General features: G+C 44.7%; 15 protein-coding genes and 1 pseudogene. 9 read left to right on the top strand and 7 right to left on the bottom strand.

The features are described from left to right. Nucleotides 1-53: 53 nt before the first annotated feature. The 3 genes and pseudogenes from AACT52_RS33540 to AACT52_RS33530 all read left to right on the top strand — a co-directional run. A pseudogene (locus tag AACT52_RS33540) lies at nucleotides 54-131 on the top strand (IS6 family transposase); the annotation flags it as partial. Nucleotides 132-223: 92 nt separating this feature from the next. Then, entirely contained in the window at nucleotides 224-1,153 is a 930-nt protein-coding gene (locus AACT52_RS33535; RefSeq protein WP_073628121.1) for an alpha/beta fold hydrolase, read from the top strand. A 149-nt stretch (nucleotides 1,154-1,302) separates the two neighbouring features. Then, complete coding sequence (locus AACT52_RS33530) at nucleotides 1,303-2,376, top strand: L-histidine N(alpha)-methyltransferase (protein ID WP_073628119.1); 1,074 nt, start codon at nucleotides 1,303-1,305, stop codon at nucleotides 2,374-2,376. A gap of 60 nt (nucleotides 2,377-2,436) precedes the next feature. Here AACT52_RS33530 and AACT52_RS33525 read toward each other — a convergent pair whose 3' ends face one another. Both AACT52_RS33525 and AACT52_RS33520 read right to left on the bottom strand, forming a co-directional pair. Beyond that, nucleotides 2,437-3,636 carry an ABC transporter permease gene (locus AACT52_RS33525; protein WP_073628117.1) on the bottom strand — a complete coding sequence of 400 codons (1,200 nt, stop codon included), beginning with the start codon at nucleotides 3,634-3,636 and terminating at the stop codon, nucleotides 2,437-2,439. A gap of 93 nt (nucleotides 3,637-3,729) precedes the next feature. Continuing rightward, entirely contained in the window at nucleotides 3,730-5,235 is a 1,506-nt protein-coding gene (locus AACT52_RS33520) for an efflux RND transporter periplasmic adaptor subunit (RefSeq protein WP_083630045.1), read from the bottom strand. Nucleotides 5,236-5,913: 678 nt separating this feature from the next. On the opposite strand from AACT52_RS33520, the gene AACT52_RS33515 reads away from it, so the two are divergent. Both AACT52_RS33515 and AACT52_RS33510 read left to right on the top strand, forming a co-directional pair. Beyond that, nucleotides 5,914-6,447: a hypothetical protein gene (locus tag AACT52_RS33515; protein WP_073628115.1), complete on the top strand. Its 534-nt coding sequence runs from the start codon at nucleotides 5,914-5,916 to the stop codon at nucleotides 6,445-6,447. Nucleotides 6,448-6,863: 416 nt separating this feature from the next. Further along, the gene (locus AACT52_RS33510) at nucleotides 6,864-8,006 is read left to right on the top strand and encodes a radical SAM protein (RefSeq protein ID WP_073628113.1); all 1,143 of its coding nucleotides are present in this window, start codon (nucleotides 6,864-6,866) and stop codon (nucleotides 8,004-8,006) included. 46 nt (nucleotides 8,007-8,052) lie between these two features. On the opposite strand, the gene lnt is transcribed toward AACT52_RS33510, so the two are convergent. The 3 genes from lnt to AACT52_RS33495 all read right to left on the bottom strand — a co-directional run bounded on the left by lnt (nucleotide 8,053) and on the right by AACT52_RS33495 (nucleotide 13,780). Beyond that, on the bottom strand, nucleotides 8,053-9,717 hold the full coding sequence (lnt, locus tag AACT52_RS33505; protein WP_073628111.1) for an apolipoprotein N-acyltransferase: 1,665 nt from the start codon (nucleotides 9,715-9,717) through the stop codon (nucleotides 8,053-8,055). Next, complete coding sequence (gene gyrA, locus AACT52_RS33500; protein ID WP_073628109.1) at nucleotides 9,698-12,280, bottom strand: DNA topoisomerase (ATP-hydrolyzing) subunit A; 2,583 nt, start codon at nucleotides 12,278-12,280, stop codon at nucleotides 9,698-9,700. The genes lnt and gyrA overlap by 20 nt, the downstream gene beginning before the upstream one ends. Before the next feature lie 195 nt (nucleotides 12,281-12,475). Next, on the bottom strand, nucleotides 12,476-13,780 hold the full coding sequence (locus AACT52_RS33495; RefSeq protein WP_073628107.1) for a chloride channel protein: 1,305 nt from the start codon (nucleotides 13,778-13,780) through the stop codon (nucleotides 12,476-12,478). Nucleotides 13,781-13,997: 217 nt separating this feature from the next. Here AACT52_RS33495 and AACT52_RS33490 point away from each other — a divergent pair, with 217 nt between their 5' ends. Both AACT52_RS33490 and AACT52_RS33485 read left to right on the top strand, forming a co-directional pair. Beyond that, nucleotides 13,998-14,219 carry a hypothetical protein gene (locus AACT52_RS33490; RefSeq protein WP_073628105.1) on the top strand — a complete coding sequence of 74 codons (222 nt, stop codon included), beginning with the start codon at nucleotides 13,998-14,000 and terminating at the stop codon, nucleotides 14,217-14,219. Nucleotides 14,220-14,267: 48 nt separating this feature from the next. Then, nucleotides 14,268-15,185, top strand: a complete 918-nt coding sequence (locus AACT52_RS33485) for a histone deacetylase family protein (protein WP_073628103.1) — start codon at nucleotides 14,268-14,270, stop codon at nucleotides 15,183-15,185. A gap of 68 nt (nucleotides 15,186-15,253) precedes the next feature. Here the strand turns inward: AACT52_RS33485 and AACT52_RS33480 are convergent, their stop codons facing one another. Further along, on the bottom strand, nucleotides 15,254-15,877 hold the full coding sequence (locus AACT52_RS33480) for a superoxide dismutase family protein (RefSeq protein WP_073628101.1): 624 nt from the start codon (nucleotides 15,875-15,877) through the stop codon (nucleotides 15,254-15,256). Nucleotides 15,878-15,984: 107 nt separating this feature from the next. Here AACT52_RS33480 and AACT52_RS33475 point away from each other — a divergent pair, with 107 nt between their 5' ends. After that, nucleotides 15,985-16,137: a hypothetical protein gene (locus tag AACT52_RS33475; RefSeq protein WP_158054522.1), complete on the top strand. Its 153-nt coding sequence runs from the start codon at nucleotides 15,985-15,987 to the stop codon at nucleotides 16,135-16,137. Between the two features lie 326 nt (nucleotides 16,138-16,463). Next, nucleotides 16,464-17,657: an RNA-guided endonuclease InsQ/TnpB family protein gene (locus tag AACT52_RS33470; protein ID WP_198940835.1), complete on the top strand. Its 1,194-nt coding sequence runs from the start codon at nucleotides 16,464-16,466 to the stop codon at nucleotides 17,655-17,657. Between the two features lie 209 nt (nucleotides 17,658-17,866). Here the strand turns inward: AACT52_RS33470 and AACT52_RS33465 are convergent, their stop codons facing one another. Then, nucleotides 17,867-18,346 carry a hypothetical protein gene (locus tag AACT52_RS33465; protein ID WP_073628099.1) on the bottom strand — a complete coding sequence of 160 codons (480 nt, stop codon included), beginning with the start codon at nucleotides 18,344-18,346 and terminating at the stop codon, nucleotides 17,867-17,869. Between the last annotated feature and the right edge of the window lie 86 nt (nucleotides 18,347-18,432).

The following is an 18,432-nucleotide window of genomic DNA, read 5'->3' as shown; positions in this document are numbered from 1 at the left end:
CCTACCTTTTAAGGAGGGACGGGATACCCGACACGTACGACTTCAGTCCGCAGCGACCTGTTAAGTACCTCAATAACATTATTGAACAAGACCACCGCTTTATCAAACGACTAGTGAATCCAGGGATGGGAGTCGGATCGGGAGTTGTTGCATAATTAAGAGCTCATTCATACGAAAGCTCTGTCCTTTAATTGTTTTTGCAACATAACCCTAAAAAATAACCATGAGAAAACTCATCCTCCGGCTGATCTTCGTCATTCTGGTGGTATGTAGATTGGTGGGTTACGGTGCTGTGGATAGCCCAGCGTCTGCTTCAGGCTGCGCGATCGCCACCCGTTCCGCCCCTATTAGCAATGGAACGTTGTCCTACAACGAGGTTGGCACTGGACAACCGATCTTACTGCTGCATGGACTATTTGCAGACAAAGAGCAGTGGAACAGTATGATGTGTCAGTTGTCTCTTGCGGGCTATCGGGCGATCGCTCCCGACTTACCGGGCTATGGTAACAGCACTCTTGTCGCAACGAGGGACTATGCCTTGGAAAATCAGGTTGCACTGCTGCACCAGTTCACGAATCAATTAGGAATTCGCTCGTTTGATATAGCAGGGAGTTCGATGGGAGGAGCGATCGCCACCCTTTACAGCCAGCGTTACCCGGAACAGTTGCGTAGCCTTGCCTTTATCGGTTCACCTTTAGGTGTGACTGATTGGGCTTCAAGCGTCAGAAATTCCATCTTTGACGGCATAAACCCCTTTATTCCAACCACCAAAGAACAGTTTGACCTGGAAATTAGCCTGCTGTTTGTCACGCCTCCCACCATCCCTGATTCTGTCAAAACAGAGAAAGTGAACGGCTACATCACTCGTAACCGTCACTATCAACAGGTTTGGGACATCGTGAACCTGTACGATGACGTTCTCTGTCAGGGGCGAGCAACTCAGCTTCCGACGCTTGCTATCTGGGGCACAGAAGACAAGATCTACGACATTCGTGGAGCTGATCGGCTGCAACGCTGTATTCCCGGAAGCAAAGTGATCCGATTACCAAAGGCAGGACATCTGCTGCTAATAGAAAATTCAGAGGAGGCAACTGCGAATTACTTAAGATTTCTCAATGTGTTTCACTCTAAAAGCACATTGCCAATGTCTTAGAAAGCAGTAATTTTTATGCGTAACTTCTGTATTTCGATGTAAAATCTACATTCTGTAGAGTGGTGTGGCAGTGCGTGCAGCATAGGTTGCCATTTATCCAATTGTTTTATAACCGTTAAATATTTAAGAAAACCATCATAACAAGAATAATGGCTAAAAATTTTAATAGTAATTCACAACTTCCCTTAAAGAGCCAAACTCCTATCAGTCGCACAGCAAAGCCAAGTTCTGAGTTCTACTCTATTTTTTCTGAAGAAGAAGTTTTAGGGATAATTCATGCATTAGAAGTCAGACGAGAAATACCTTTAAAGTATTCTTACAAAGGTAGAGGCGCAAAAATTTGGGATGATTTTTATCAAAAATATATTATTCCTAGATGGTATCGGACATCAAATGTAGAAATTGACCTTTTAAAAAAGAATTTTGAATACATTAATGGCAATCATCAAAATTGTGAGAAAGTTACTATTGTAGATGTAGGCTCAGGAAATTCATATCCTGTCAAAGAATTCATTGGTAAACTTAATAAATTAGGTAAAATTAATAAATATATTGCGTTAGATATTAGCGAAGAATTACTGAATTTATCCAGTAAGAATTTTAGTAAGTGGTTTCCATTAATAGATTATAAAAGTTACACACTTGACATAGAAAATCATTCTATACCAAAAAAATGGTTAAAAAATCAGGCTAGCCTTGAAACTGAGGATACAGCGAAAATCTTTTTACACTTAGGTGTGACAATTGGCAATCATCAAAATAGAAATGGAGTATTCAAAAACTTTAGAGACAGCATGGGGAAGAATGATTTTCTGGTGTTCACTAACGAAATTGGTTCTAACTCTCAATGGGATGGAAGAGTGAGAGGTGGCTGCAAGTATCATGCAGAACAAGTTTATGCATGGATTAAAAACAAGATTGGGATTAGGTCGCAAGATTGTGAACTTGTGAGAAAGTATGATTTAGAAACAGATAGTGTAGTTGCCAATATGAAACTCCGTCAGGGCTATACTATAAATTTCAATTTTATGGAAATAGATAAGAACATTGAAATCTCTGAAGGTGAAGAGATAACTATTTGGAGACATCATAAGTACGAAATACCTGAACTTCTGCAGGAAATAGAACGAGCTGGACTACAACTTGTCCACTATAGTACTAATAAATACTTTTCACATATCATGGTGATTTGTAAGGTTGCCAGTAATATCGTGTCCGGTTAAAGATTTATCATTAAGACCGCAAGGGGGCAGGGGGCTCTTAGCAGAGGGAGACAGGTAGCTTTATTCACTTCGCAATGCAGCGATGATATCAATCTTCGTCGCTTTGAGTGCGGGCAAGAAACTAGAACCGACTCCTACCGCAACTGCAGCTCCCATTGACAAGGCAGCATTACGCAGAGAAAACTGATAGGGAGCTTGGATGATGACTTTGGTTGCTGTCTGGGTTAAGCCATGCACGCTGATAATCGCCAAGCTACCACCAAAAATGCTCAAAAGGAGTGCTTCTAGGATGAATTGCACCATAACCTCAAATTGAGTTGCCCCAAGTGCGCGGCGAATGCCAATTTCTTCGATGCGTTCCAAAACAGAGGCGATCGTGATATTAGCAATACCTACACCACTAATCAGTAGAGCAATGACTCCCACAACAGCAAGTGCTTGTGTGGCAGATTCCTGGAGTTCCCGTTCTTTGAGCAAATCTGCAGCGTTATCAAACGTTTCCACAACTGTCTTGGGATGACGCTTTGATAACACTTGTTTGACCTTTTCTTTCAACTGTGGCATATCTTCCAGTCGATCAGGACTAATCTGGAGAGTGCTAAACTGAAAATTCCCTGCCACAGTACTTGCAAAAGTGGAAGGTAGCCAGAGAGTACCAGATTTTTCCCCAAATTCTTGACCACTCGATTTTGTTTCCACAACTCCAATTACAGTAAGACGGGTATTTGCTAGAAAGATTGCCTGGTTGACGGGAGATTGCTCTCGGAATAAAGTTGCTGCCAATTTTTGATCGATGATTGCCACAGGGCGATATTGCTCAAAGTCAACTGTCTTAAAAAAGCGTCCTTGTAGTATTTGGCGTCCAGTTGTGCTGATGTAATTTTGAGAGACACCGTAGGTACGCACATCTTTTGCCTCGTTGTCCTCATACTGCACAGAACCAACATCATAAATTTGACTAACAAAACTGACTGAGCGAATGATTGCAATACTACGTTTGAGGGCAACTTCATCGTCCTGATTTAAATCGTCGCCAACAGCATACCCATTTTCACTCATTATGTAAGGTGTTAGGTAAGGTTTGTCTCGCTCAGCTAATTTAGCTTCAATTTGAGCATTGGTAATGTCGGCAATATTCAATGTAGCGCTAATCGCTGCCACTCCCATAAACACCCCTAGTGTTGTCAATCCAGACCGTACTAGGTTAGTGTGAAGCGATTTCCAAGTTAGGGAAAGCAGATCAGGAATAGAGATGCTCATAAGCAATTCAAAATTCAAAATTCAAAATATGTCCTCCGGACACGCTACGCGAACAAAATTCACCCATTAAGAAAACCAGTGCTGAGAAGCCGCTTATTGTGCTTTTGTGTCTGCAGGATTTGGTGAAATTGATGTCTCTTGTAAGGGAGTGTTGGGGGTAATAGTTTGAGTGGGCGGAACTTGGACGACTTGCTCGCCTTGACGTAACCCGGATTTGACCTCTACCGTAGTTAAACCTTGTAAACCCAGGTTAACTTCGCGTTTTTGTACTCTGCCTTGTTGATCCTTAATCCAGACAAACGGTCGATCGGCTGTTTGTAAGACCTCTAGAGGAATTGTTAACACGTTCTGCCGTTGTTGTTGAATCACCTCAACACTAACTTGGCTGCCTGGAATGAGCGTTCTGCTTGGCTTATCGAGTTGAACGATCGCATCCACCTTTGCCTGATTGCTAGAAGATGAACCCATCATGGATGCAGTTCCGCCATCAGATGTTGAAGTTGTTGCCTGGGGAGAAAGGCTAATCACTCTACCGATGAATACTTTGGGGTTGGGACCGATTGTGCTAACACGGGCGACTTGATTGATGCTGACTTTGGCAGCGTTGAGTGTGGTCAGTTTTAGTCGCACAATTTCTTTTGCAGGGTTTCCTAAGGTCAGCAGTTTACTTTCTGTCTTGACTCCATTGCCTGAATTCACTTCTAGCTTAAGCACAATACCATTCATTGGTGCTTTCACGGCGCGATCGCTCAATTGTTGCTGGATTTCGCGTAACTTCTCTTGACCTCGTCGCATATCGAATGCTGCCTTGCGTTGTTCAGATTCTGCATCTTTCACGGCTGCTTTGGCTTCATCGACTTTATCTTGATCACTGTTCAACTTCTCTTGTGTATTGTTCAGTGCTATACGAGCATTAGTGACCTTCTCTTCATCGATTTGTAACTCTCTATCAGAAATGACCCCCTGCTGCAACAATTCTTGGGATTTCTTCAACCGCCTTAGGGCGTTCTTCAAACTCTCAAACTCAAAGGTAAGTCCTCGCTCAAATGTTTTTTGAAACTCTCGGAATCGCTTTTCAATATCTTTAAACTTCTGTTGTTTCTCCGCAACTATCTGTTGACGACGAGTGAAAGTTTCTTTGTTCTTTCTGTTTTCCAGTAGTTGTTCTTGAAATTCTTTTTGAACTTGGCGATCGCGCAGCAGCAGTAAAGTCTGTCCTGAACGTACTTGCTGCCCCTCTTTAACCAGAACCTGCTCTACAGTGACATCCCTTGGAGCCTTTAGGGTTTGCTGTCCACCTAACTCAACAGTACCTGCCTCAGTGACTGTGACTTCAACATTGCCACGTTGAACTGGAATGAGACTCACTGGCACAGGGGACACTCGCTGATTTAACAAATAATTGTAACCAGCCCATCCACCAATTCCAGACAACACCACTCCCGTTGATGTCGCTAGCCACTTAATTCCTGCTCGATATTTGCTCTGCTTCTCAATTTCTGAGAGACTCGGGGACTCGGACTCAGAAAGGTTTGGTTGTATGGTATTGTCGCTGGCTTGTTTCTCCTGAGGCAGCCTTGGCTCAAACCTCTGGTTCATACTGCTGTTCTCCTAAGTCTCCCCAGGCGTTGTTTTTGACACTCCCCATTTCTAGCGAAAACAAGGCTTGCGCTCATTTATGCCTAGTGGGTACGGCCACGGCTATCGCCGTTAGCGCAGCTCCTCCGGAGGAGGCACGGCACGCTACGCGAACACAAAAAGCCTGGGGATTCTTGCTTCAGTGTTAACTGGAGCTCCACGATTTCCGTGGTCGTGGTAAGTACCCTGAGTAAGCTTTCACAGACTGCACGACTGCGACGTAGATTTTTTCTACAGTAGATTTTTCTACAACTGGAAAGTTATCCTTTCTTACTTGACGCTCGTTGGGCTTGTCCTGTCGGTGCAACCAACAGAGCGAATTAACCCGCGCCATGTTAGTGAAAAAATCCAGTTTTCATGGCAAACAAACACTTTTGAATCTTTTTACACGCTTTAGCGCTAAAAATCCGGACAAGCAATAAAAATAAAAGTTCTTATGTCCACTTTTTTAAGATTTTTAAAGCAAGCACGTGTAAATCTAGGTGCGGAAAATCCGCCTAGTAGCCCACTAGAGAGCTTTGCTGGGTGATACCAGTACCATTGCTCAACTTAGTTAATTCACGAACATCGAATTGCGTTCCCTCTCGTGATACATTACAAAATGAATTTATACATCTATCAGTGTGAGGAAAAGTAAAAATGTCCGAAATTCATAAAAACCAACACATAGCTAGCAAAGTAGTTGGTAGTATTTTTGTCTTGACTGGTTTTGTCTCACTTGCTACTGACAATGGTTTGGTGAGCCAGTTAGCTAAGAGTTTAGACCAGTATTTAATGCCCGTTACTGAAGCCAAAGTTAGCGGCTCTGAAGCGATCGCTGTGGCAGATCAACAGTTAATCAAAGTACTTGGTTCTGACACTCTCCTCATCCAAGGTCAGAAAGCTGTTGCTCTTGGTTCAACTGGTGAGCATAAAGTGCTGCCAGATGGTTATTATAAGCTCTCCAATGGGCAAATGCTCAAAGTTCAAGATGGACAGGTAACCCGTCAGTCTACTGAAAAATTTGATACCGATAAGATTGCGCGTCCCTCTTTTATGCAGTGTATTGGTAAAGGCACTTGGGGCAGAGCTTGTGTAGCACCGCAGACACCAGATGGCAACACTCTTGCTAGTAAAGAGCAATCCGTTAAGGTGAGCGTGCGAGACACACTGAGTCAGATCCTCGATTCATAGCCTTTTTATTCCGCAGGTAGTCAGGGTTCTCTAGTGATAGCTCTGTCAAGGTGATACTAAAACAGGGCTATTTCATCACTTTGGTAAAAAATAACATAGCAAAATAGCTAAAACCTCTATTTAGAGTGTGTTTGAGATGTATGTGGTGATGATTCAGCGCACACTCAAGCGATTAGCCTCTAATTCAGCAGCTGCTTAAACCTAGTTCTGCTTCTCAAACACACTTCCAAAAAGTTGGCTTATTGATAATTAAAAGACGAACAAGGGAGTTGCTCAAAGTTAAGGTTGCAAGCAATTAGCTCTCAAATAAAAGTTTTTGCGATACTTGCAATCACCTTGATGGTTCTGGTGGTCAATGCACACCTAAGTTGTTGTATTTTCATCAAAATTTAAGTGCAAAATTCATAGGAGGCATTATGCATCTTGTTATGAAATTAAGCAAGTTGTGCAATTTAAGATGTACTTATTGCTACGAATATGATGAGCTATCTCATAAAGAACAGATGCCTCTTGATGGTATTGAGTTTTTTTTCAAAAGTGTAGCTGAGTATGTTTTAAGTCGAAATCATTCCATCCCAATTGATTTAGTATTACATGGTGGAGAACCCCTGCTACTTCCTCCTGATTATTTACGAGCAGTTTGCACTCTTCGGGATAAATATTTTGGGGCTAATGGCATAGCTCATACCACTGCAGTACAAAGCAACCTGTTTCAGATTTCGGATAAAAAGATAGACCTGCTGGAAGAATTGAACATCTCTTTAGGTATTTCCCTGGATGTATTTGGAGAACAACGCATTGATATTGCTGGCAGAGTTTCACAAGAAAAAGTTTTGGATAATTTGCAACGTTTGTTGGACAGGAATTTTCCCGTAGGAGGGATAGTTGTTCTTCATGCCCTCAATATAAATAAAGCCGTCAATATTTACGAATTTTATAACAAATTAGGTATCACCTTCCGATTTTTGCCAATTTTCTCTCAACACAATCCTCCAGAGCGAATGGCACATCTAATGCTTAGTTTTGAGGCAATTGTTGCTGCACTCCAAAAAGTTGCTAAGGCTCAATTCGCCGCTCCATCACGGATAGAAGTTCTACCGCTGAAAAACTATTTTGAAGCAGCAGTTAGATATTTAGCTGGTCAGGACATTGGAGTTTTTATACCCTCTGAGCACGAGTGGGTGCTGATCGTTAACACCAATGGAGATACCTATTCGCATGGAGATCCCTATTCTGCTGCTGGCTATATGGGTAATATTTTTCAACAATCTTTAACTGAAATTTTTACCTCTAAAGCGTATGCCAACGTCACAAAAATTCGGATGGAACGAGGCGAAACTTGTCGTCGGTGTCAGTTTGACCGCAAATGCAATCAAATAGATATTGTAGAAGCCATTCCCAGTGAGCGTTTCTATGATGAAGCAGGCGTAATGCAGTGTTCAGTAGCCAAGCCAATGATTCAATTCATGGTTGATGAAATTCAGCGATCGCCACAAACCCAAGCACTGATCAATCTCTCTTGTTATCAAGAAGAAGCCCTGCCACTGCTTAGGATGTAAAAGCTGTTGCCGAAAACTTCGGCAATCATCTTAAGCTTAGTAGATTTCATTTGACATGACGAATCATGAGACACCATGCTAAGGTTCCCGCTACCAACAATGACGGTGTCAACCAATCACCCCAACGTACGTATAAAGTCTGAGTTTGCCGTCGATATATTGTTTCTGTATGTACTTCGTACGTATTATGCCCAGATATCCAGACTGTTCTGCCGTGGGGATTCACAAAAGCTGAATATCCCGTGTTGGTTGCCCGCACTGCCCATCTATCAGTTTCAATTGCCCGCATGATATCTTGTGCATGGTGCTGAGCGGGCATAGCTGCACTGTAATGGGCATCATTGGAAGCACTTAGTATAAATTGCCCACCCGCAGCAGCTTGACGGCGAAATTGCCCAGAAAAAGCAGATTCGTAACAAATACCAACAATAGCGCGACCAAAAGGCGTGTCAAATACCTGATTTGGCGAACCTGGAACTTGATGTTCGTCTAAAGGCGATAAACGGTTAATGATACCACCTAAAATTGGTTCAAAGGGAATGTATTCCCCGATAGGAACCATCTTTGCTTTGCCGTAGCGGCTTTTTATCTCACCATCGCCAGCGATCGCAAATAAACTATTTGTATAGCTGCTTCCTTGTTTATAAAAACCTCCAATCCAAGCAACCACGCCTTTTTCTCGCACTGCTGTCACCAAAGAACTAGCCATAATCTCATCCTGGAAAAAAGGCAAAGCGCCTTCTGGGGTCAGCACTGCATCTACACCTTGGTTTGCTAGTGTTAGATATCCATTGGTGTAGCCTTCAATGGCGCGACGAAAACCTTCTGGATAAAGCTTGATTTCGTTGGGGACATTTCCCTGAACAATCCCCACTTTCAGGGCGGCTTTTGGTAGTTGGGTAAGAGGACGGCTGTATAAACCAAAACCAATAAGGTGGAGAATAAGAAATAACGCTACAGCACTTCCGAAATAAAACAGTCGTATAGGCGGAGAAAACTCAGAAGAAATCTTGGCGTTCTTGGCGTCTAAAGCCGTTTGGACATGCGCCTTCGGCGTAGGGCGGTTTATGAAAGCTTCAGCAATCAAGCCATTCACGGCAACAATAGCCGCTGTCACCGCGCTAGGTCCAGAAAGTTGACCAAGGTGTAATATTGCGAGATTATGCGGGCTTTGAGTGTAAGAAACAGAACTCCAGTACAAAGGTCCTGCACTCCAAAGAGCTTCTAATGCGCACCATAGGGCTGTGCCAATGAGAACCCGAACAAAACCGTTGTGGATGGAACGGCAAATCACTCGTATCGCGATCGCCCAACTCGCAACTAACGCAGCTCCCCAAAGGCTAATGAATACCCAGCAAAAGAGAGCGATCGCTAAACTCGCCAACCAAGGAACCCCCATCCAAGTCATAGGGTGAATCCCCGTAATCCAGGATAGGGCAACGCCGTGATAACCGATACCCCAAGCGAGTGATAGGGGGAGAAGAGCAGAAGGGGATGGGTTTTTGCGTTGTGCAGAATAACTCACAACTAATACCCACAGGGGAGCAAGGGCAATCCACGCTAATAACCACGCGCCGTAAGGTGCGACGGTCAACCCCATCAAAACACCACTAAATAGAGCAATCAAGTAGGGGATTAAGATTGTAAACTTCTTCCCCTGCTTCTCCTGCTCCCCCTGCTCCCTCTGCTTCTTACTCTGCCTCTGCTGCATCACCAGTATCGGGGGGAACGATCGCCACTCCCGTAATCACATCATCTTCGTCTAGGCGCTGCACTCGCACCCCAGTTGCTGATCGCGATTGGACTGATATCGCATTCACTGCCTGACGAATGATGATACCGCGACTGGTAACCATCATAATTTCATCGTCACTGTTGACAATGTGCAGAGTTGCTAGTTGGTCTTTGATTTTGCGATTTTTGAATTTGGTTGCCGTTAGACCTTGACCGGCGCGATTTTGCAGGCGGAACTGGGCAACTGGGACGCGTTTGCCGTATCCTCCCATTGTAATCACCAAAGCCCAAGGACCAGTACTGCCGTTGCCTGGGACTTCTGTGGATTCTTCATTTTCAATTTCTTCTGTTTCGATTTCCTCGATTTCGGCTTCTGTGTCTGTATCTAAAGTGGCAAGAATGGCAGCGGGCAGAATATCCATTCCCACTAGTTCATCACCCTTACGCAATTTCATCGATTTTACTCCACGAGTTGCCCTTCCCAGGGGACGCAGTTGTTCGTGGGTGCATCTAAAGTGAATTGCCATCCCCTGACGCGAACCAATGATTACGCTGTCTTCTACTCTGGCGCGTCGTACCCACCGGAGTTGGTCGCCTTCTTCTAAGGATATGGCAATCAAGCCGTTAGCACGAATATTGCTAAACGCTGCTAACTCGGTTTTCTTGATATTGCCGCCCTTGGTAAGCATGACCAAATATTCATCGCTGCTAAACTCGTCAACAGGGACAATCGAGGTGATTTTCTCTTCTTTGGGAATGGGTAGCATTTGCACAATTGGTGTGCCGCGACTGGTACGAGAACCAACAGGGATTTGATACGCTTTCAGGCAGTAAACAACACCTCGTTCGCTAAAAAATAGAATGCTGTCATGGTCGCAGCAAGTCAAGAAATGCTCAACGTTATCATCTTCTTTGATTTTGGCAGCTGCTTTACCTCTAGTTGCACGGCTTTGCGCTTCAAAGGTACTGACTGGCATTCGTTTGATGTAACCTTGCTCAGTCAGCAGAATCAGAGCTTTTTCATTGGCAATCAGATCACGCTCATCAATTTCTCCTTCAAGGGGTGAAATAACCGTGCGGCGCGGTGTGGCGTGTTTCTGTTTGAGTTGCGTGACTTCGTTTTGAATGATTTCTAAAATCCGCTCTCGCCGTGCCAAGATATCCTGCAAGTTAGCAATGATTGCTTGTAATTCTTCGTGTTCGGAGCGGATTTTGTCTGCTTCTAGCGCTGTTAAACGCCGCAGTTGCATTTGCAATATCGCATCTGCTTGCGCTTCCGAAAGCCCGTAGGTTGTGATCAACTCCCCTTTTGCCGTCGGTGCATCAGATGCATTGCGAATTAAGCTAATAATTTCATCTAAATGCAGCAGGGCAATTAATAACCCTTGCAGTATGTGATCGCGTTCTTCGGCTTTCCGCAGTTCGTAACGGGTGCGTCTGGTAATCGCTTCGATGCGGAAATCCAAAAAGACTTGCAAAAACTCCTTCAGGGTGAGTATCTGCGGTTCGCCATTCACCAGCGCCAGCATATTCGCCCCAAAGTTTGCTTGCAACGGTGTTTGCTTGTAGAGGTTGTTGAGGACGACACGGGGATAAGCATCGCGCTTAAGTTCGATAACAACTCGCATCCCATCGCGATCGCTTTCATCCCGAATATCGGCAATTCCCTCGAGCCTTTTTTCGTTCACCATCTCGGCAATTTTTTCAATCAACGCCGCCTTGTTGGTTTGGTAAGGCAATTCGGTGATGATAATTGCGTCTCTGTCAGGGCGTCCCCGTTGTTCAATAGTTTCAATTGTAGCCACGCCGCGCATGGTGATGGAACCGCGCCCGGTGGTATAAGCTTCTTTAATTGCTGTCGTCCCTAGAATCTGACTTCCAGTAGGAAAGTCAGGTCCGGGGATATACTGCATTAACTGAATGTCGGTTATTTCTGGATTTTCAATCAGTGCTACCAACCCATCAATCAATTCACCCAAGTTATGCGGGGGGATGTTGGTTGCCATACCCACCGCAATCCCAGAGGAACCATTCAGCAGCAACTGTGGGATACGGGCTGGCAAGACTGTAGGTTCTTGCTGGGAAGCATCGAAGTTATCGATGAAATCTACTGTTTCCGATTCGATATCTTGCAGAAGAGCATCGCTGGTTAAAGCTTCCAAGCGGCATTCTGTGTATCGCATTGCCGCTGGTGGATCGTTGTCTACCGAACCGAAATTTCCATGCCCTGCGATCAGCGGAAATCTCATGGAAAAATCCTGCGCCATCCGCACCAAAGCGTCATAGACTGCTGTGTCGCCGTGGGGATGATATTTACCCAATACTTCCCCTACCACACGAGCGCATTTACGAAAGGGGCGATCAGCGCTTAACCCTAGTTCATGCATTGCGTAGAGAATGCGACGATGCACAGGTTTCAGACCATCCCTGGCGTCTGGTAGTGCCCGACCTACAATTACGCTCATCGCGTATTCCAGATATGACCGGGACATCTCAATCCGCAGATCTGTTGGGATAATCCTCTCCTGAGAGGTTGTCATAACCTAAAAAACTCCAAAAATTGCAAATTTTAGCCGTTATACTGAGAAAAGAGCAAAAATGTTCCCAATTATTGCTGAATTATTGCCGTTATTTGATACAATTTTAACATATGCTCCTGTTTTTTGGCTTGTCCGTGAACAGTTAATAGTGAAAATAAACAGTTCTTAAGCTGTTAACTGCTAGCTAATAACTAATTACTCATGACCGATGAGTGCTTCTTGCCCAGACTTAAGTTGAGATGCAATAAAAGGGGCTTTGGGCGCAAGAAAAAATCCAATCAAACTAGCAAATAGGATTGGAGTCAAGGGGCTGAAGTTGGTCAATTTTGACAGTAACAAGGTCGTACTTATGGGTGTGCGCGTCACCGCTGCATTGACCGCCGCCATCGTACAAATCATTGCCAGGGTAGGATTGAGTCCGGGGATCAAGGCTGCGACTGCTTTACCGACACAAGCACCAGTGAAAAATAGGGGAATGATAAATCCACCACGCCATCCACCTGTGACAGTCATGCTGATGGCAGCCATTTTAGCCAAAGCAAGCGCAAGCAAGAAAAGAGCAGGAAAGCTTTGATTGACAACCTCATCTAACTCCTCATGTCCAAAATAACGGGTGAGAGGTAAAACAGTTGCTAAAATGCCTAGCCCCAACCCTGCTATCGTTGTACGTAGATAAATTGGTCCACCAATCAAGGCAAAAACTCGGTCACATAAGCGAAAAATACCCATAAAAATCCATCCTGCCACTACCCCGACAATCCCAAATATGATAGCTACGGCAAAATCATCAATGCTATCTAGGTGGTACTGAGGGAAATGCCAGGTGGGTGCAATGCCCAAATGTGTAATTGCTGCAAAGACGAGATAACTAGCGCAACTCGAAACAATAGCAGGCATCAGGGCTTCGTAATACTCCACAATATGCTGGTGGTGCAAAATCTCCAAGGCGAACATAGCACCGCCAAGAGGTGCGCCAAACAAAGCAGTAAAGCCCGCAGCCATCGCCGCCAAACTCATGGATCTGACGTCTTCACCTTCGAGTCTTAAACGGTCAGCAACCCAAGTGCCAAAGGAACCTGTAACCTGTACCAGTGGTGCTTCTGGTCCAGCACTCCCGCCAGCTGATATGCTGACTAGGGAAGCAAGAATCATCGAGGGATTTTTGCGAACATCCAGCCGTCCGCCCTGAAAATGGATGTTATCTACGATGACAGCAATTTCACCAGGATTCCCAAGGTAATGAATCACCACACCGATAATTAAACCAGCCAGTGGCATGACGAACAGGAGACTAGGACCCTGAAATTTTTGGAGTCCATGAATCATGAGTTCTAGGAGATTCCAGTACAGCCCAGCAAATAAACCACAAAAAGTTCCGACAACAGCCCAGCGTAAAACCCAGCGCGAAATCATGAAAGGATTACGCCTTGCTCGTCCAAAAAGCTGAGAGAATGTCCAACGTTGAGTTTGTTCGGTGGGGGGGCGCTTGTTTGGTAGCACTGCTGATTTTCCTGTCTAAATGAAACGAAAGTTACAAAAATTTTACAATTTTTATGCTTACTTTCATCCCCCCCTCACTCCCTCACTCCCTCATCTCCCTCATCTCCCTCACTCCCTCACTCCCTCATCCCCCTCATCCTCAATTTAAGCCCCAAGATAGTGTATGCGTCGTAACAGGAGAGTTTAAGCTGAGGCGTGTAAGGTTGGATAAACAATCATGTCTAGCGACGAAACAACTCCTAATCAAGCCGAAAAGACAAATCCACCAAGCGATGAATCCGAATTAAGCCCGGAGATGCTTGACAAAATTAAGCATCCGCCAAGAATAGATGATGTATTGCTTGGTTTATCACCAGATGAACTTAGGGGGAACCCAGCAGTAGTACCGGAAATGCTGGATGAACCAACCGATGAAATGATTGGTTTCACCAAAGAGTAGTAAGGATACAATTTCATTCAGTATCTTGCTGCCAACCTTTTTCGCCCTATGCTGAGCGTCATTTATTCCGAAGAGTTTCTGGATCATAAAACTGGGTCTTTTCATCCAGAGAAACCAGAACGCCTAACGGCGATCGCCACCGCCCTAAAACAAGCTGCGTTTGCACAACACATTGAATGGCGCTTACCCACTCCACCCGAAAAGCGACCTCTGATGTCTGTGTTGTCACAAGCACACACGCAGCGCTACATCAAAAAAGTCCAAGAAATTGCTCTTGCTGGTGGCGGTTCTTTGGATGGAGATACGCCTGTTTCCCGGCGCAGTTATGATGTTGCTTTGTTGGCGGTGAGTGCTTGGTTGGATGGAGTTGATACTGTGCTAGGAACTGGCAAACCAGCATTTGTGCTGGCGCGTCCACCAGGACATCACGCCGAAAGTGATGCAGGAATGGGGTTTTGCTTATTTTCTAATGCGGCGATCGCAGCTCTTTATGCCTTGCAACAACCAGGAATTCACCGCGTCGCTATTCTTGATTGGGACGTGCATCACGGAAATGGTACACAGGCGATCGTAGAAAATCACCCACAAATCGCCTACTGTTCTCTGCATCAGTACCCCTGCTATCCGGGGACTGGACATTATACAGAGCGAGGCTTTCATAACAATGTATTGAATTTGCCTTTTCCTCCTGGCAGCGATATCGGAATATACCAACCAGTTTTTGAAACAAAGGTTGTGCCTTTTATATCGAACTTTCAACCGGATTTACTGATTGTGAGTGCAGGTTACGACGCCAACGCCGATGACCCCTTAGCTAGTATAAATTTACAACCACAAGATTATGGTTTATTCACAGATTATTGTCTGGGAATAACTCGTAAAATTTTGTTTGGCTTGGAAGGGGGTTACGATTTTGACGCACTTGCCAAATCTGTTTTAGCAACAATTGAGCGCTGTATTGCGTGAAGAGTCAGTCTAAAAATGTGACCATGCACGTAGGCGTCAAAAGTAAAACAACCCAACTTTTCGCAACATCAGGATGATCTATTATCTGATTGCCCAGAGCTATTGTCGCGAGTCACAACCCCACAGGCTATTCGTCCCCCGCCTGCTTCTGCTGCGGTTCCGCCAGCTTTTTGTTGATCCGTTAACTGGTGAATGATGATTGCACTACCATTGTTGTCAAACAAGGTGATGGGACTTTCACTTAGGGTGACTCGACTGGTTAATGCATTGTACGTTGCGTATCCCTGCTCATCCACCACCAAATTTGGCAAGTCACCCAGATGGTACGGATGGTTTGCCTCTACAGGAACTTCCGAACCAAAAGGACCAGGGTCAAAGTGTCCACCACTGGTGCTAAAAGGAGGTTGAGCACCGGGTTCGCACACGCCCACGCTATGAATGTGGAGTCCGTGCAGACCGGGAGTCAGCGTTGCCGGATCACCTTGAATTGTGCCTCGAATCCTTACCAACCCATTCTCTTGCTGCGTCAGAAAAAGGGTGCCAGTAATGTCTGCACCCACCACATCGACTCTTGCTCCAAGCGAACTTTGAGCGAAGCTGACTTGTCCGAATGCGAGTCCGCAAACCAGCACTATGCAAAAGGTTATTCCGAAGAAAAATAAAGATTTCAACTGTGAAAACTTGATGACCATGACTTCCTGCGGTAATACAAAATCACTTAAGTAGATTCTACATTCCGCAGGTATCTCGTTCAGTAAAGAATATTTTTAAAGTTACGAGTTGACATTTTTTTCACAATATGTATATAGGTGAAGAGTTAAATAGTGAAGCGATCGCCTACAACGGGCACTCGGTGCGATTGGCAATGCCACACCCGGCAATCGCACTGCTAATTCATAATCACAATTGGACGATCGCGATCGGCTATTACCATCAATACGTCAATTTCTGAGATTCCTGATTTGTGATGAAAGCTTTGTACTGAGTAGTAGTAGGTTGTTGGTCTTCATAGGTATCTTTATAGTACGCGTTGAATGAACTACCTACGCACAACGCGAGCGCTACGTGCGAGGTTTCTGACGTTTCATTTAAGGAGGGTTAAACGAGCGCAAGACGTGAAGCTAGGAGTTGGTGGCTGTTCCGCAGTACCTTTACCAAAAAACTGGGTCTAAAGCCCCGTCCTTCGTTTGACGGCTTTTTATTTGTCTCTGAAGGTTTTAAGAAACGGTTAGTTATTTTTTAAAACTAGTGTAAAATAGATCCAAGGAGGTGATGCAGATGTTTAGCTTGACATACGAATTCAAACTTAAACCCACATCGGAACAAATAGCTATTTTCACAGATTGGCTTGAACAATGTAGGCGCATATATAACTATGCGTTAGGCGAGAGAAAAGATTGGTTTAAGTCTCGTAGTTGTCAGATTAACGCTTGCTCACTTCGGTCTGAATACATAATTCCCGCAGACACTATACGTCCAACTTATGCCAAGCAGTGCAAGGCATTAACAGCTTATAGAAAAACTAGCCCACGATTGCAGAAAGTTCAATCTCAGGTTTTGCAACAAACTTTGAGAAGACTTGAGCAGGCATTTGTCAGTATGTGGGAACAGAGTCATGGATTTCCTCGGTTTAAAAAACCGGGAACTATGCGCTCCTTCGTTTTCCCCCAATTAAGTAAGGATGCAATCATAGGCAACACTATTAAGTTGCCTATGATTGGATGGGTTAAATTCCGTCAATCCCGAGAGATCCCGGCGTCTTCCAAAGTAGCGCAAGCGCGAATAGTTTGTCGTGCTACTGGCTGGTACATCATGTTGACATTGCAGTGGGATGTAACTGTTCCCGATATCATGCCTCATGGTGAAGGTATTGGGATTGACCTAGGAATAAGCCACTTTGCTGCTGTTTCCAACGGTAAATTGTTCCCTAATCCACGACCTTTTAAGAAGCTCGAACGCAAGCTTAAATTGCTGCAACGGAGTGTATCTAGAAAGGTTAAGGGTTCAAATAACCGTAAAAAAGCACAGTTTAAAGTGAGTAAATTGCATGAGCGCATCGCTAACGTAAGGGCATATTACCACTGGCTATACGCCCATAATCTTTGTGATTGGGCAGGGATGATATTTGCAGAAGACTTGAACCTCAAAGGACTAGCTCGCGGCTTTTTAGGAAAGCACTGTTTGGACGCTGGCTGGGGTCAATTCTTCCAAATACTAGAGCAGTGCTGCTTTAAGCGTGGTGTATTCTTTCTGAAAGTTGATAGCAAGAAGACAAGCCAAATTTGTCCTAACTGTCTCATTGAGACGGGCAAAAAAGACTTGTCTGAGCGTACACACTCATGCCAACATTGCGGCTATACGACCGACAGAGATGTCGCAGCCGCTCAAGTAGTTCTCATTCGGGGACTTGCAGCCGTGGGGCACACGGGTCTTGCATGCTTTCCGAGGGTAAAGCGGTTGCGCTCCCCGTGACGAAAGAATCTTCGCCCTTATAGGGCTCAGAGTGTCAACAGCTAATCTAGCTTAGCTGAGGGTAAACTTTGTTCTTTTGTCTTGTGCTAGGCTCAATGTTTAACCAAGCACGAGGTAGCGATACGCTTGGGGATGATCATCGTCTGCATAAACAAACAGATGTATCCATGAGCAAGCGATCCGCGATTAACCTCAATCAAATGATCAAGCTATTTCTCAGGAGATTTCAAAGCCTGATCTAGCACCTGTCGAGCCTGTTCTGCTTTTGCTCTTGCTTCTTGATAACGCAGATTAGCTTGGGCATAATTTTTGAGAACTTTAAAACCTTCCTTCAGGCGAGTAATTTCCTCCTCAGTGACGGACTTATCTAAAAATAGGATGTCAACCGCCTTGCGAACTTCCATCGCTTCGGCGCGTGACTCCTGCACTTTCAACTTAAGCGTGGCTAGGTTGCTCAAAATCTGGACAGCCTGTGTAATGGCGTCCTCATCGCTAGAGGTTTCTGTTGCTGTTTCTTTAACTTCAATCAGTTGTTGGGGACCAAATCCATCTTCGAGTTCCGTAGGTAATTCACCTTCATCCATCAGTTTCAGCAACTGATCCATTGCTTTTTCACGGGCTTTGGCTGAATCTTTACCAGGAACGGTGAGGATGATTTCTGGGCTTTGAGCAAGAGTGTACTGAACCATAATTAGGCAGAAAATTTGCTAGTAAACCAAGCCAGGGTAATAATTTTAACGCGAAATCAAGCTGTAAAACCACCAAATGATGAACA

Origin of the sequence: Scytonema sp. HK-05 (genome assembly GCF_963872035.1) — a bacterium.
Taxonomy (GTDB): domain Bacteria; phylum Cyanobacteriota; class Cyanobacteriia; order Cyanobacteriales; family Nostocaceae; genus Kalymmatonema.
Note: the sequence above shows the minus strand (reverse complement) of the source record. Positions and strands in the feature narration are given on the sequence as shown.

Bases quoted from the DNA above. Each gene is read 5' to 3' on its own strand.
- AACT52_RS33530 (WP_073628119.1), top strand. From the start codon at position 1,303: ATGGCTAAAAATTTTAATAGTAATTCACAACTTCCCTTAAAGAGCCAA.
- AACT52_RS33470 (WP_198940835.1), top strand. From the start codon at position 16,464: ATGTTTAGCTTGACATACGAATTCAAACTTAAACCCACATCGGAACAA.
- AACT52_RS33490 (WP_073628105.1), top strand. From the start codon at position 13,998: ATGTCTAGCGACGAAACAACTCCTAATCAAGCCGAAAAGACAAATCCA.
- AACT52_RS33485 (WP_073628103.1), top strand. From the start codon at position 14,268: ATGCTGAGCGTCATTTATTCCGAAGAGTTTCTGGATCATAAAACTGGG.
- AACT52_RS33475 (WP_158054522.1), top strand. From the start codon at position 15,985: ATGTATATAGGTGAAGAGTTAAATAGTGAAGCGATCGCCTACAACGGG.
- AACT52_RS33480 (WP_073628101.1), bottom strand. From the start codon at position 15,877: ATGGTCATCAAGTTTTCACAGTTGAAATCTTTATTTTTCTTCGGAATA.
- AACT52_RS33520 (WP_083630045.1), bottom strand. From the start codon at position 5,235: ATGAACCAGAGGTTTGAGCCAAGGCTGCCTCAGGAGAAACAAGCCAGC.
- AACT52_RS33510 (WP_073628113.1), top strand. From the start codon at position 6,864: ATGCATCTTGTTATGAAATTAAGCAAGTTGTGCAATTTAAGATGTACT.
- AACT52_RS33535 (WP_073628121.1), top strand. From the start codon at position 224: ATGAGAAAACTCATCCTCCGGCTGATCTTCGTCATTCTGGTGGTATGT.
- lnt (WP_073628111.1), bottom strand. From the start codon at position 9,717: ATGCAGCAGAGGCAGAGTAAGAAGCAGAGGGAGCAGGGGGAGCAGGAG.
- AACT52_RS33465 (WP_073628099.1), bottom strand. From the start codon at position 18,346: ATGGTTCAGTACACTCTTGCTCAAAGCCCAGAAATCATCCTCACCGTT.
- AACT52_RS33515 (WP_073628115.1), top strand. From the start codon at position 5,914: ATGTCCGAAATTCATAAAAACCAACACATAGCTAGCAAAGTAGTTGGT.
- AACT52_RS33525 (WP_073628117.1), bottom strand. From the start codon at position 3,636: ATGAGCATCTCTATTCCTGATCTGCTTTCCCTAACTTGGAAATCGCTT.
- gyrA (WP_073628109.1), bottom strand. From the start codon at position 12,280: ATGACAACCTCTCAGGAGAGGATTATCCCAACAGATCTGCGGATTGAG.